A 14,793-nucleotide genomic window follows, 5' to 3' on the forward strand; every position below is an offset into this window, starting at 1 on the left:
GCGGCCGGACCGTCAGGTCAGCGGCGACGGCGACTCGGCGCCGGGGATGAGCAGCCTCGGCGTACCGGAACCGTCGGCCGGGACGCTGAACACGTCGGGACGACCGTCGCTCTGGCGCAGTGTGTAGGCCACCGTGGCGTCGTCGAGCCAGGCCGCCTGATCGTCGACGCTTGTGGTCTCCGCCGTCGCGGTGACCCGTCCGGACGCCAGGTCGAGGACGGACAGCCGCCAGCCCTTCGTCGGGTCGGCGTCGATCGCCTCCTTGAAGGCGATCCGGGTGCCGTCGGGCGACAGCGACGGACACTCCACGTTCGTCCGCATCGTCTCGACGGTCCGGGCGGCCACGTCGCCGCGCACGAGATACCGCTTACCGCCGGTGGCCATTGTCGCGTAGAAGTGGTTGTCGTCGGCGGTGAAGGTGACACCCCAGTAGTTGACGTCGGGGCTGCGGTAGCCGCGGCCGTCCCGCGTGATCGCGAACTCCTCCAGCGACGTCACGGTGGCGCCGGTGACGGTGTCGAGGATGCCGGTGCGGGTGGAGAAGCCACTCGCCGTGTAGGAGTCGCCCCCGACGAACGTCGTCCAGGAGACCATCCGGCCGGAGGCCGAGACCCGGGCCCGGTTGGGCAGGCCGGGCACGCTGAGCGTCCGCTTCTGGCGCAGCGCCGCGTCGAGCACCACGACCTGGTACGACCACGCGGTCTCCGGCCGCAGGCAGACGCCGGTGCCGGCCGCCGCGTACACCCGCAGGCATTCCAGACCCGAGACGGTACGCGGCCCGGCGGGATCGGCGGTCGCGACGCTGGAGACGTACCGGTCGGTGATGGCCAGCAGGTGCGGGCCCGGCGCCAGGGTGACCGCCTGGTCCCCGGCGGCGGCCGGCGGTGGGGTCCGGGCCGGCTCGGCGGCGATGGCGGCGTAGCCGGCCGCCACGCTGGCCAACAGGACCGCGCTGGCGGCCACCGCCCCGAGCTTGGCCCGGGTCGACATCGCGCTCATGGGGACACCTTCCGTGGTGCGGGGCGGAACGGGGAGGCCAGCAGAAGGACGGTGCCGACCAGGACGCCGACGACTGCCACCGCCGCCACCCGAACCGCCGTCTGCGGCCCCCACGCCTGCCAGGCCAGCCCGAACAGGACCGACGAGACGAGGTACGCCAGCGCCTGCCCGGTCTGGACCAGGGCGATCCCGGTGGTCCGCAGCCGTGGTGGAAGCACCGGCCCGGCGAGCGCGATGAGCACGCCGTCGGTGGCCGCGTAGAACGCGCCGTACAGCGCGAGTGTCAGCGCGAGCGCCGGCCAGCCGTGCGCCGGCCCGGACAGCAGCAGGTAGGTCGCGCCGAGGGCCACGTAGCCGCCCACCACCACCGGCAACCGCCCGATCCGGTCGGCGAGCACACCGAGCGGCGCGGCGAGCACCAGGTAGGCCAGGCTGGTGCCCACGGCCAGCAGCGGGAACCACCGCAGACCAAGGTCCTCCCGGCGCTGGAGCACCAGGTAGACGAAACCGTCGCCGATGGTGGCCAGGCCGAGCATGGTCGCGGCCAGCAGCAGCCGACGGGTGGGCCGGCTGCGCAGCAGGCCGAACGCCTCGCGGACCGAGACCCGGGGTTCGTCCGGCCCGTCGGCCGCCGTGCCGGTCGGTCGCTCCCGGACGAACAGCACGAGTACGACGACGGCCAGGGCGGCGACGCAGAAGCTGGTGACGAAGACCGCGTCGTACGACTGCCCGACGACCAGCAGGACGGCGAACGCGGCGAGCGGCCCGAGGAACGCCCCGACGCTGTCCATCGCCCGGTGCACCCCGAACGCACGGCCCAGGGCCTCGGGCGGGGTGGAGAGCGTGATGAGCGCGTCGCGGGGCGCGCTGCGCACACCCTTGCCGAGCCGGTCGACGGTGATGACGGCGCCGATCGCTGGCACCGACCGGCCGGCGAGCAGCAGGCCGAGCTTGGCGACGGCGGAGAGCGCGTAGCCGACGCCGGCGACCAGTTTGCGCCGGCGGAACCGGTCGGCGACGAAGCCGCCGACGACCCGCAGCAGCGCGGTGGCGCCCGTGTGGACCCCGTCGAGCACGCCGAAGGCCACCGGGCTGAGTTGCAGGCCCAGCACCAGGTAGAGCGGGAGGACGGCGGCCACCATCTCGGCCGAGATGTCGGTGATCAGGCTGACCGTGCCGAGCGCGACCACGTTGCCGCTGACCAGCGCGAGCCGGCGGCGTCGTGGCCCGGCGTCGGGCGGGTCGCTGACCGGCCGGGAGACGGACGACAGGTACACGCGCATCTCCTCTGATCGTGGGCGACGGTCAGCCATCGTGACGATCCGATCGGGGGCGTCACAAGGGACCGCGAGGGGCGGACAGGCATGCGGCGGGTGAACATCGGACAAACATCGAGATGTTTCGCTGCCTGAGCGTACCGTTCACCTGGCGGCAGTCCGCCGGTTCATCGACCTTCCTACATTCCTTGCGCTTTCCACCCGCAACGAAGGGGTCCTGGATGGACATTCGAATCGCCCGCCCACCGGTCACGATCGGGACGGTCGCGGTGCTCGTCGCCGCCACCGCCGCCGTCGTCCTGACCGGCTCGGGCACGGCCTCCGCGGCGAGCGTGACGTTCACGCCGGTCGCCGACACCTACGTCCAGAGCGACACGGCGTCCACCAACTACGGCACGTCCACGCAGGTCGTGGTCGACAACTCACCCGCTCGGCGGATGTTCCTGCGCTTCACGGTGAGCGGTGTCAGCGGCACGGTGACCAGCGCCAAGCTGCGGCTGCGCACGATCAGCGGCAACAGCGGTAGCGACGCCGGCGGCACGTTCCGGACGATGTCCAACACCACCTGGTCGGAGACCGGCACGACCTGGAGCAACCAGCCGACGATCGACGGCGCCACCCTCTCCTCGCTCGGCGCGGTCGCCGGCAACACCTGGTACGAGGTCGACGTCACCTCCGCGGTCACCGGCAACGGCACCTTCAGCTTCGGCGCGACCTCGACCAGCGGCGACGGCGCCTACTACGACACGCGCGAGAGTGGAGGCGACGCCCCGCAGCTGGTGGTCACGACCGGCACCACGACACCTCCGTCGGGCGATCCGGTCCTCGTCGGGGCCGGTGACATCGCCACCTCCGGCTCCGGTGACACCGCCACGGCGGCGCTGCTCGACGGCATCTCCGGCACCGTCTTCACGACCGGCGACAACGTCTACGACAGCGGCACCGCGTCCCAGTTCGCCAGCTACTACGAGCCCACCTGGGGCCGGCACAAGGCGCGCACCCGCCCGTCACCGGGCAACCACGACTACAACACGTCCGGCGCGACCGGCTACTACAACTACTTCGGCACGTCCGCCGGCCCGAGCGGTCGCGGGTACTACTCCTTCGACCTCGGCAACTGGCACATCGTGTCGCTGAACTCGAACATCAGCATGTCGGCCGGGTCGACGCAAGAGCAGTGGCTGCGCGCCGACCTGGCGGCCAGCAGCAAGCCGTGCACGTTGGCGTACTGGCATCACCCGCTGTTCACGTCCAGCTCCAACCACGCGCCGTCGACCTCGACGCGCCCGCTGTACCAGGCGCTCTACGACTACAACGCCGACGTCGTGGTCTGGGGCCACAACCACGTGTACGAGCGGTTCGGCCCGATGAACCCGTCCGGTGGCTACGACGCCAGCCGAGGGATGCGCAGCTTCGTGGCCGGGATGGGCGGCGCCGACCACTACGGCTTCGGCACCATCCAGCCCAACAGCGAGGCCCGCAACAGCTCGGCGTTCGGGGTCCTGAAGTTCACCCTGCACTCCGGCAGCTACGACTGGCAGTTCGTGCCGGTCGCTGGGCAGAGTTACAACGACAGCGGCACGGGCACCTGCCACTGACCGTGTGATCCCGCCGCACCGGTACCCGGTGCGGCGGGACCACCCCGCGCATCGGCGCCCGCGACACGGCAGCACCACGGCAGGCGGCACGACGGCAGGCGGCATCGCGACCGCCCAGGGTTAAGTGTTGTTGCCTGTCGAGCTGCCCCAGATATGGGCCAACCAGCCCAACCCCCGCCCGGCGCGGAAGTCGTTATGCCGGTCGAATGCGTGGACCACGCGCAACCGCCAGCAGCGCAGGCCCCCGCCCCTCGCCAGCAGCACGGACCACTGCCCCCTCGCCCGCAGCACGCACTGGGCTCCTCGCCAACCGCACAGCCAGCCGCAGACGAAGGACAGCCCAGCACGACACCTCGCCAATGCAGATCTTGGACAGTTTCCGTTCTCTCATAACGGAAACTGTCCAAGATCTGCCGCGCGGACAGCCCGACGACCCCGTCCGCCTCCGGGGACGGCCCGTCCATCAACGGCGAAAGAGCGGCGTGAACGTAAGGCCGTCGTCACCCAGCACGCCCCTCGTCACCTGCACGGGCCGTTGCCCACCCACACGGCCGTTACCAGCGACACGGCCGCCGTCAGACAGGACGACATTGCCACCGACACAACCGCTGCCACCAACGGCCGCCACCAGGACGGCTGCTACCACCGACACAACCGCTGCCCCAACACGGCCGTCGCCACCAGGACGGCCTTGCTACCGACACGGCGGTCGTCACCAGGATGGGTGTTGCCACCGGCACGACCCTTGCCACCGGCACGACCCTTGCCCCCGACACGGCCGTCGTCACCGACGTGTCGCGAGCCCTGTTGCGCGCCGGGAGTGCCGCCCCACATCTGGGGCAGCTCGACAGGGCTTGAGCAAGGTGGGGCCGACTCCGGCCAGTGGGTTGGACAACGGCGCCGGCCTCCCCGACGACGACGCGGCGCGGGCTTGTCTGGGTGCCGCAGCGTGAAGTCGAGGCGGGCCAGGTGGCCGAACGAGGCACCGCCGGTCACCCGCACGGGACGAGCGCAGCGCGCCGCCGAACGCACCGCACCGCAGCGCGCCGCTGAACTCACCGCACCGCTGAACGACGTGTGCCCCTGCCCGTTGGACGGGAGGGGCACACGTACGCGGTGTCGGGTCAGCGGGCCGTGCCGGCGCGACGCTTGTTGTAGACGTCGAACGCGACGGCGACGAGCAGGACGAGCCCCTTCACCACCGACTGCGTCGACTGGTCGATGCCCATCAGCTGCATGCCGTTGCTCATCACCGCCATGATCAGACCACCGACCATGGCCCCGACCACGGTCCCCACGCCACCGGTGACGGCCGCGCCACCGATGAACGCCGCAGCGATCGCGTCCAGCTCGAACATGTTGCCGGCCGCGGGCTGCGCACCGTTGGACCGCGACGAGTAGATGACGCCCGCGACCGCCGCGAGGAAGCCCATGTTGACGAACATCCAGAAGTTGACGGTGCGGACCTTCACACCCGACAGCGCCGCGGCCGAGAGGTTGCCGCCGATCGCGTAGACCTGGCGGCCGAAGACCGTACGCCGGGTGAGCAGGCCGTAGACCAGCACCAGCACGGCCAGGATGATCAGTACGATCGGCAGTCCTCGGGCGTGCGCCAACTGCCAGGCGAAGTACATGAGGACCGCGCCCACCAGGACGACCCGGGCGACGAACAGCGGGAACGACTCGACCGGCTGCTGGTAGCGGATGCGCGCCAGGCGGGTGCGGAAGCCGCTCACCGCGTACCCGGCAACGGCGAGGGCGCCGATGAGCAGCGTGAACGCGTCGAAGCCCTGACCGCCGAGCAGCCCGTTGAGGAAGCCCGCCGCGACCTTCTGGTATTCGGCCGGGAAGGGCGACAGCGAGATGTTGTCGAGCACCTGCAGCGTGAGACCCCGGAAGAGCAGCATGCCGGCCAGGGTCACGATGAAGGCCGGAATGCCGGCGTACGCCACCCAGAACCCGTGCCAGGCGCCGACCGCGATACCGACGGCCAGTGCCGCCGCGATGCCCACCCACCAGGGGTGACCCTGCTGGATCACCAGGACGGCGGAGACCGCGCCGGTCAGCGCGACCACCGAGCCCACCGACAGGTCGATGTGCCCGCCGATGATGAGGATGACCATCCCGATCGCGAGCACAAGGATGTACGAGTACTGCAGGACGATGTTGGTGATGTTGCCGGGACTCAGCAGCACCCCGTCGGTCAGGAGCGCGAAGAGCGCGACGATGACGACCAGGGCGACGTAGATCCCGCTCTGCCGAAGGTTGTTCAACACCAGCGCCCGCAGGTCGCTCGTCCCACTGTGCAGGGCGGCGGCGGGTGTGCTGTCCGGGGGCGTCGGGCGCTCCGTCGAAGGGGTTTTGATGCTGGTCATCCGACGAGCTCCTTGTCCTTGGTCATCAGCTCCATGAGGCTTTCCTGGGTCGCCTCGCCGACCGGCTTCTCGCCGGTGATCCGGCCAGCGGCGAGGGTGTAGATGCGGTCGCACATGCCGAGCAGCTCCGGCAGCTCGGACGAGATCACGATCACCGCCTTACCCGCGGCCACCAACCGGTTGATGATCGTGTAGATCTCGTACTTGGCGCCGACGTCGATGCCGCGGGTGGGCTCGTCCAGGATCAGCACATCCGGGTCGGTGAACAGCCACTTCGACAGCACGACCTTCTGCTGGTTGCCTCCGGAGAGCTTGCCGACCACCGCCATGACGCTTGGCGTTCGGATGTTCATCTCCTTGCGGCTGGCCTCGGCAACCTTGATCTCCTCGTTGCCGTTCACCCAGCCCAGGTTGGCCAGCTTGTCCAGGGCCGCGGCCGAGACGTTGCGCCGGACGTCGTCGATGAGGTTGAGGCCGTAGCGCTTGCGGTCCTCGGTGACGTACGCGATGCCGTTGTCGATGGCCTCCGCGACGGTACGGGCGTTGACCTCCCGCCCGCGGACGAAGAGCTTGCCGTGGATGTCGCGGCCGTAGGAGCGGCCGAAGACGCTCATCGCCAGCTCCGTCCGGCCGGCGCCCATCAGCCCCGCGATGCCGACGACCTCACCGGCGCGCACCGACAGGCTGACGCCCTCGACGACCATCCGCTCCTGGGTCGGGTGCCGCACCGACCAGTCCTCGATCCGCAGCACCTCCTCCCCGGGCGATGAGACGCGATCGGGGTAGAAGCTCTCGATGTCGCGCCCGACCATGCCCCGGATGATGCGCTGCTGACTCACGTCGTCAGCGCGCATGTCCAGGGTCTCCACCGTGCGGCCGTCGCGGATGACCGTGGTCGAGTCGGCGATCGCGGTGATCTCGTTGAGCTTGTGCGAGATCATGATGCAGGTGATGCCCTGCTCCTTGAGCTGCCGCAACAGGCCGAGCAGGTGCGCCGAGTCGACGTCGTTGAGGGCGGCCGTCGGCTCGTCCAGGATGAGCAGGCGCACCTTCTTCGACAGCGCCTTGGCGATCTCCACCAGCTGCTGCTTGCCGACGCCGAGCTGGATGACCGGGGTGACCGGGTTCTCGTGCAGCCCGACCGACGCCAGCAGCTCGGCCGCCTCGGCGTTGGCCTTGTTCCAGTCGATGAGCCCGCCACGACCACGCCGCTCGTTACCGAGGAAGAGATTCTCGGCGATCGACAGGTAGGGCACCAGGGCGAGTTCCTGGTGGATGATGACGATGCCGTTGGCCTCGCTGTCCCGGATGCCCCGGAACTGCATCGGCTTGCCGTCGAACAGGATCTCCCCGTCGTACGAGCCGGAGGGGTGGACGCCGGACAGCACCTTCATCAGGGTGGACTTGCCGGCGCCGTTCTCACCGCAGATGGCGTGGATCTCCCCCCGGCGCACCGCGAGGCTGACGTCCTCCAGCGCGGTCACCCCGGGGAACGTCTTCGTGATTCCACGCATCTCGAGGATGGTGTCGTCCATGGTCACTGTCCTCTGTCGGGTCTGGACGCGGTCCATCACGGCGTCGGGCTCGGCGGTTGTCCGCCGAGCCCGACGGGGTGACTTACTTCTTGGCCTGACCGGCGGCGACCTCTTCCGCCGTCCAGTAGCCGGAGTCGATCAGCGTCGCCTTGATGTCGTCCTTGTAGACGGTCGCGATCGGCAGCAGGTAGGCCGGAACGACCTTGACGCCGTTGTTGTACGTCTGCGTGTCGTTCGCCTGCGGCTGCTTCTTCTGCAGGAACGCCTCGGCGGCGTTCACGGCCTGGTCGGCGAGCAGGCGGGTGTCCTTGAAGACCGTCGAGTTCTGCACGCCGTCGTTGATCAGCTTGATCGAGGCGATCTCCGCGTCCTGGCCGGTCACGACAGGCAGCTTCTTGGCGCCGCTACCGTAGCCGGCGTTCTGCAGGGCGGTGATGATGCCCCGGGAGATGCCGTCGTACGGCGACAGCACGCCGTCGACCTTCGAGCCGTCGTTGTAGCTGGAGGTCAGCAGGTTCTCCATCCGCTTCTGGGCGGTCTCCTGCTGCCACCGCAGGGTCGCCACCTGCTCGGGGGTGGTCTGCTTGGACTTCACCTTCAGCGTGCCGGCGTCGACGTACGGCTTCAGCGTGTCCATCGCACCGCCGAAGAAGTACTGCGTGTTGTTGTCGTCGAGCGAGCCGGCGAAGAGCTCGATGTTGAACGGGCCCTTGGCGGTGCCCTTCGAGCCGTCCTTGTTCAGCAGGCCGAGACCGACCAGCAGCGCGGTGCCCTGGGCGACGCCAACCTTGTAGTTGTCGAAGCTGACGTAGAAGTCGACGTCCTTGCTGCCACGGATCAGCCGGTCGTAGGAGATGACCGGGATCTTCGCGGCCGCGGCGGCCTGCAGCTGGCTGCTGAGGGCGGTGCCGTCGATCGCCGCGATGACCAGGACGTCGGCGCCCTGGGTGATCATCTGGTCGACCTGCTGCGACTGGGTGGGGATGTCGTCGCCCGCGTACTGCAGGTCGACCTTGTAGCCCTTCGCCTCCAGCTTGGACTTCACCGCGTTGCCGTCGGCGATCCACCGCTCGGAGGTCTGCGTCGGCATCGAGACACCGATCGTCAGGTCCCCCGGCTTCTTGTCGCTGGTGTCGCCGCCGCTGCCGGCACCTCCACCACTGCACGCCGCCAGGCTCAGCGCCAGCGCCGCACTACCGAGAGCAACCAGGAATTTCCTGCTCACGGGCTTCTCCTCTCCCGATTCCCCCCGCTGACCGCCGGGGCCACCTGTCACCTTTCGGGTAGTGTTAGCGCTCACATAGGGCACGTCAACACTTGATCCGAAATACCGGTGTCACGGTCTCGTAACGGAGGCTTCGCCGCCGACGTCACCTCCCGTAACCCGGGCGGCGATCGATCGACGGCCGCCAGTACGTGCTCCGGAACGGCCTGCGCGTGGACCGCCCGCCGAGCACGCGCCGGCAGGACCGACGGCGAGGCCGGCTGGTGGACCGTCCGCCGAGCACACGACGGCAGGACCGACGAGGCCGCCGGTTGGTGATCGACGCACGCCGGCCGCGACGGCGAAGCGGTAAGCCGCGCGGAGGCCTCCGAGGCGTACGACACTGGGCGTCCCCTCAGTGGCGCGGCGGGGCGACGCTGTCGCGGGCGACGAGGGCCGGGGCGATGGTCTGCCGCAGGGCACCCCCACCGATGCCCGACTCGATCTGGGTCAGCAACATCTGCAGGCTCGCCCGGGCCACCGCGTCGAAGTCCGGTCGTACGGTCGTCAGCGGCGGAATGAAGTACGCGGCCTCCGGCACGTCGTCGAAACCCACGACGCTGATCTCGGTCGGCACCCGCCGCCCGAACTCGTGCAGGGCCCGCAGCACGCCCAGAGCGAGGTGGTCGTTGGCCGTGAAGATCGCGGTCACCTCCGGCATCCGGGCGAGCATCTGCCCGCACCGGTAGCCGGACGACGCTGACCAGTCCCCGTGCATCAGGGGCGGTGGGTCGATCCCCGCGGCCAGGAGCGCCGCCCGCCAGCCCTCGATCCGGCCGGCGCTGTCGAACCAGTCGGACGGCCCCGAGACGTGCCACACGGTGCGGTGTCCGGCGTCGAGGAGATGCTGGGTCGCCGCCCGCGCGCCAGCCACCTGGTCGACGGTCACCAACGGCACCGGCCGGTGCGGATCGCCGTCGACGGTGACCAGTGGAACGTCCTTGGGCAGCCGTTCCAGGGCCTCGCCGGCCGACTCGACGGGCGCGATGACGACGATGCCGGCCACCCGGTGCGCCAGGTGCCGTTCGACAGCGGCGGAGATGGAGCGGTGGTCGAGGTTGCGGACGCTGCCCACGCTGACCGCGAAGCCCTCCTCCGCGGCCGTCTGCTCCAGGGCGGCCAGCAGCGACGCCGGGCCGTAGAGGGTCGTGTTCTGTGCCACCACGCCGATGACCTGGGACCGGCCGGTCACCAGTGCGCGCGCGGCGCCGTTGGGGCGGTAGCCGAGTTCGGCGATCGCCGCCCGCACCCGCAAGCGGGTCTGCTCACGCACGTTGGGGTGCCCGTTGAGCACCCGAGACACCGTCTGGTGGGAGACACCGGCCAGACGAGCGACATCTGTCATCGCGGGACCGTGCACGGCCATTTCACTCCCCCCGCCTGCAACCCGACCCGCGGCCCGTCGACGTTGACTGGAGCGGCCCGGCCCGATCCCCCTCGCTCAGCCACCACGCCGGTGCTGAATCGCAGGTGACCAGCGCTGGATCGCCGACAGTCTACGCCAGGCACCGCCTCGAACACGGAACGGCTGAGCGGCGAACGACACGGCGTGTGCCAGGTCGGGCGGCCAGCGCCACGCGCCGCGCCTGCCGGGCACCCCGACCCGGGCCGGCCACAGCGGACCGCCGCCCCGCTCCGCGCTCCTGGACAGAGCGCGGAACAGGGCGGCGGCGGGCCGGAGCCGGGGACGTGGACGCCTTCCGCGGTGGGATCAGTGGTCCGTTCGCGTCACCCGTGGATTACTGGTTGTGTGACCGGCGTCACGGTGTCGTCAGGTCGAATCGGCGCACGGTGACCGCGCCACCGAGCGCCTGGGTGGCGTGGTTGAAGATGGCGAACCGGTAGCCCATGAAGAACTGCCAGTTGTTCGCCAGGGTCAGGGCGTTGCCGAAGGACGTGAAGTTGACCCCGTCGGTGCTGTACGAGAAGCGGGCCTGCCGGCCGGACCCGGGTCTGATGTCGGCGTTGGCCCGCAACCAGATCCGGCCACCGGAGACTGCGGTGCTCGCCACCTCGCTGCCGGTGCTTGTGGTGTTCCAGCTGTCGTCCATCGTCAGCCCGTTCTGCATGACCAGGCGGGTGGATCCGTTGTCCCGTCGGACCCCGATCCAGGCCGACGAGTTGCGCAGCACCGCCAGGCCGGTGCGATCACCGTCGCGCATGGTGGAGTAGTCCAGCTCGATGGTGGCGGTCGAGGTGGGTCCCTGGATCCGGTGGGTCAGCGTGTTGCGCGCCTTGTACAGGTCGCCGGTCACGGTGGCGGTCTGCAGGTTCAGCCCGTTGTTGACCGACCACTTGCTGTTGTCGGGGTTGTGGTTCCACTCCCACTGCGGGCCGAGGGTGGTGCCGGCGAACGTGTCGGTGCCGGTGAGTGGCTTCACCGCCCGGGGCGCGGCGGGCAGGTTCGGCTTCGGGTACGAGCTGCCCCACGCGCCGTTGACGGTCTGCAGGACCGGCCAGCCGTCGCCGGTCCAGGTGATCGGCGCCATGGCGGGCATCCGGCCACCGGGGTACGCGTCGACGAACGCCATGTAGTACCAGTCGCCGTTCTGGGTCTGCACCAGCCCGCCCTGGTGCGGTACGCCGCCACCGGAGATCGGTCCGGGCAGGTTGAGCAGCACCTGACGCTGCTCGTAGGGGCCGAACGGGCCGTTTGTCGACTTCAGCACGTACTGGCCGTTGGCCGGCCGGGTGAGCCAGATGTAGTAGGCGCCGTTGCGCTTGTAGAAGCGCGCACCCTCCAGCGTCCCGATGCTCGACGGCGTGCTGTAGACCTGCTGGCTGCGGACCTGCGTCTTCCCGTCGGCGGACAGCTGCGCGACGCTGATGTTGGTGTTGCCGTACGCGACGTACATGGTGTCGTTGTCGTCGATCAGCATGCCGGCGTCGTAGTAGCAGTTGGGGATGGTGGTGAGCTTGCTCCACGTCGAGTCGACGGCGGACGCGGTGTAGATGTGGGTCTGCGCGAAGTCGATGCACCCGGCCCAGTAGAACGTCTTGTTGCTCGGCCGGTAGTTCAACGTCGAGGCCCAGATCCCGTCGACGTACGCGTTACCACCGCTCATGTCGTACTTCGAGCCGAAGTCCAACCGGGGTACGGAGTGCCCGGCGTACTCCCAGTTCACCAGGTCGTACGAGCGCAGCACCGGAGCGCCCGGCGAGTAGTGCATGGTGGACGCCGACATGTAATAGACGTTGTCGACCCGGATGATGTCGACGTCGGCGAAGTCCTGCCAGACCACCGGGTTCGAGTAGGTGCCGTTCGACGGGGGTGGCGTGGTGGGCGGCGGCGTGGTCGGGTTGCCCCCGCCGTCGACGCGCACGAGCTGCCACTGCTGGTTGGTGCCGTTCCAGTCGTCGTACTGCACGATGTTGCCACCATCGGCGGTCGACGCCCCCTGCACCTCCATCGCCTTGTTGCTGTTGCGGTTGATCAACCGCACATAGCCGCCGTCGGAGTCGGCCAACCGGAACTGCTGGTTGGTGCCGTTGTTGTCGGACCACTGCACGATCGCCCCGCCGTTGGCAGTCGAGCGGCCGGAGACGTCCAGCACCTTGCCCGACAACCGCGACTTGACCCGGTAGTAACCACCTCCGGAGTCCACGAACTGCCACTGCTGCTGGTTCCCGTTGTTACGCGTCCACTGCGTGATCCGCGCACCGTCGTTCGTGGCCAGGTTGTACACGTCCACAGCCTTGCCGCTGTTGCGGTTCACCAACACGTACCACGCGCTGGTGTCCACAGTCGCCGCTGACGCGGGCGCGGCGGCCACCGCCGCGGCCGCGCCACCGACCACAAGTGTCATCGCGGCGACGGCGAGTCTCGACAGCCACCCGCGCCGACCTGGCGCACCCCGGGGAACCCGACCGATGGAAAGCATGATCCTCCTCTGCTGACGCGAACCGTGCGGTCTGGGTCGGCGTCCGCGGCACCGGGCGGGGCACCGAGCTGACCACGCCCGGCCATGTGATCGCTAACACCGATCGTCCGACCGTCGCGGCGACGAGGTGCCGAAACCGCGGGGTAGGACGCGCGCGCGGCCGGACCAGCCAACGACATCGACCATCTTGGCTATAGACTGTGAGCGATAACATGCTGTTAGTCAAGCCGTAACACAGCCGCCTCGTGCCCGCCGGCGCACACGCGAACGGGTGGCCCACCCCCGCCCGCAGGCAGGAATGGACCACCCGTTGTCAGGGCGCTCCGAGGGCGCGGATCAGAAGCCGCGGGCCAGCCGGTAGTAGGCCTGGTTCCAGCGGATCTCGTCGGCGAAGCGGCGCGGCTCGGTGTCGGCGTCGATGACGACGAGCTCGGTCCGGCTCATCTCGGCCAGGTCATGCAGCTCCTCGGTGCCCACCGCCTGCGACAGCACGGTGTGGTGGGGGGCGCCGGCGGTGATCCACGCCTCGGCCGAGACCGGCAGGTCCGGTCGCGGCCGCCAGACGGCGCGGGCGACCGGCAGCCGGCGCAGCGGCTGCGGCGGCGTCACGACGTCGATCTCGTTGGCCACGAGCCGGAACCGCTCCCCCATGTCGGCCAGCCCCAGCACCACCGCCGGGCCGGGCGCGGCGTCGAACACGAGCCGCACCGGGTCCTCCCGCCCGCCGATGCTCAGCGGGTGGATCTCCACGTCGGGCACGTCGGAGGCGATGGTGGGGCAGACCTCGAGCATGTGGGCGCCCAGCACCAGCTCCCGACCCGGAGTCAGGTCGTAGGTGTAGTCCTCCATGAAGGACGTGCCGCCCTCGACCCCCACCGACATCGCCTTGAGGGTGTGCAGCAGGACGGACGTCTTCCAGTCGCCCTCGCCGCCGAAGCCGTAGCCGTCGGCCATCAGCCGCTGCACGGCGATGCCGGGCAGCTGACGCAGACCACCGAGGTCCTCGAAGTTCGTGGTGAACGCCCGGAACCCGCCGGCGTCCAGGAACGCGCGCATGCCGAGTTCCAGACGGGCCGCGTAGCGCAGCGAGTCGTGCCGCTCACCCCCGGGAAGCAGCTCGGCGCCGACGCGGTAGCTGTCGCCGTACTCCTTGACCAGCTCGTCGACGTCGGCGTCGGCGACCTCACCGACCACCTGGACCAGGTCGTTGACGCCGTAGGTGTTGACCGACACCCCGAAGCGCAGCTCCGCCTCGACCTTGTCGCCCTCGGTCACCGCGACGTCGCGCATGTTGTCGCCGAAGCGGGCCAGCCGCAGCGACCGCATCGCCGACCAGCCGAGCGCCGCGCGGGCCCAGGCCCCGACCCGGCTGGTCACCCGCGGGTCGCTCACGTGCCCGGCGACGGTCTTGCGGGCCACCCCGAGCCGGGTCTGGATGTACCCGAACTCACGGTCGCCGTGGGCGGCCTGGTTCAGGTTCATGAAGTCCATGTCGATGTCGTCCCACGGCAGCAGGACGTTCGCCTGGGTGTGCAGGTGCAGCAGCGGCGTCTGCAGGGCGTCCAGACCGGAGATCCACATCTTCGCCGGTGAGAACGTGTGCATCCACGCGATGACCCCGATGGCCCCCTGGGCGGCGGCGTCCCGGCAGACCCGCAGGATCTCACCGCTGTTGGTCAGGACGGGCTTCCAGACCACCCGGGCGGGAATCTGCGGCGAGTCGTCGAGCGCGGCCGCGATCTGGCGAGACTGCTCGGCGACCTGCCGGAGCGTCTCCTCGCCGTACATGCCTTGGCTGCCGGTGAGGAACCAGATCTCGGGTTGGGTTTGTGGTGCCATGGGGTTGCCTTCCACGAGAGGAACT

At 69.7% G+C, this 14,793-nt stretch carries 9 protein-coding genes; 1 reads left to right on the forward strand and 8 read right to left on the reverse strand.

What is annotated here, in order from left to right; all coding sequences use genetic code 11:
• Positions 1 to 12: 12 nt before the first annotated feature.
• Both AB0B39_RS13865 and AB0B39_RS13870 read right to left on the reverse strand, forming a co-directional pair.
• The gene (locus AB0B39_RS13865) at positions 13 to 999 is read right to left on the reverse strand and encodes a hypothetical protein (protein WP_357574479.1); all 987 of its coding nucleotides are present in this window, start codon (positions 997 to 999) and stop codon (positions 13 to 15) included.
• Positions 996 to 2,282, reverse strand: a complete 1,287-nt coding sequence (locus AB0B39_RS13870; RefSeq protein WP_357495248.1) for an MFS transporter — start codon at positions 2,280 to 2,282, stop codon at positions 996 to 998. The genes AB0B39_RS13865 and AB0B39_RS13870 overlap by 4 nt, the downstream gene beginning before the upstream one ends.
• Positions 2,283 to 2,497: 215 nt before the next feature.
• Between AB0B39_RS13870 and AB0B39_RS13875 the strand changes: the two genes are divergently transcribed.
• Positions 2,498 to 3,874 carry a DNRLRE domain-containing protein gene (locus AB0B39_RS13875; RefSeq protein WP_357495250.1) on the forward strand — a complete coding sequence of 459 codons (1,377 nt, stop codon included), beginning with the start codon at positions 2,498 to 2,500 and terminating at the stop codon, positions 3,872 to 3,874.
• A 1,124-nt stretch (positions 3,875 to 4,998) separates the two neighbouring features.
• On the opposite strand, the gene mmsB is transcribed toward AB0B39_RS13875, so the two are convergent.
• The 6 genes from mmsB to araA form a co-directional block, all read right to left on the reverse strand.
• Positions 4,999 to 6,249, reverse strand: a complete 1,251-nt coding sequence (gene mmsB, locus AB0B39_RS13880) for a multiple monosaccharide ABC transporter permease (protein ID WP_234582840.1) — start codon at positions 6,247 to 6,249, stop codon at positions 4,999 to 5,001.
• A complete protein-coding gene (mmsA, locus tag AB0B39_RS13885; protein ID WP_357495254.1) occupies positions 6,246 to 7,784 on the reverse strand; it encodes a multiple monosaccharide ABC transporter ATP-binding protein in 1,539 nt (512 codons plus the stop codon). Before mmsA ends, mmsB begins: the two co-directional genes overlap by 4 nt.
• Before the next feature lie 82 nt (positions 7,785 to 7,866).
• Positions 7,867 to 9,009 carry a multiple monosaccharide ABC transporter substrate-binding protein gene (chvE, locus tag AB0B39_RS13890; RefSeq protein WP_234582843.1) on the reverse strand — a complete coding sequence of 381 codons (1,143 nt, stop codon included), beginning with the start codon at positions 9,007 to 9,009 and terminating at the stop codon, positions 7,867 to 7,869.
• A 394-nt stretch (positions 9,010 to 9,403) separates the two neighbouring features.
• Positions 9,404 to 10,393 carry a LacI family DNA-binding transcriptional regulator gene (locus tag AB0B39_RS13895; protein ID WP_357574480.1) on the reverse strand — a complete coding sequence of 330 codons (990 nt, stop codon included), beginning with the start codon at positions 10,391 to 10,393 and terminating at the stop codon, positions 9,404 to 9,406.
• A 415-nt stretch (positions 10,394 to 10,808) separates the two neighbouring features.
• Positions 10,809 to 12,929, reverse strand: coding sequence for a family 43 glycosylhydrolase (locus tag AB0B39_RS13900; protein WP_357574481.1), 2,121 nt, complete (start codon positions 12,927 to 12,929; stop codon positions 10,809 to 10,811).
• 336 nt (positions 12,930 to 13,265) lie between these two features.
• A complete protein-coding gene (gene araA / locus AB0B39_RS13905; RefSeq protein WP_234582846.1) occupies positions 13,266 to 14,768 on the reverse strand; it encodes an L-arabinose isomerase in 1,503 nt (500 codons plus the stop codon).
• Between the last annotated feature and the right edge of the window lie 25 nt (positions 14,769 to 14,793).

The organism is Micromonospora sp. NPDC049114 (assembly GCF_040648635.1).
Taxonomy (GTDB): domain Bacteria; phylum Actinomycetota; class Actinomycetes; order Mycobacteriales; family Micromonosporaceae; genus Micromonospora.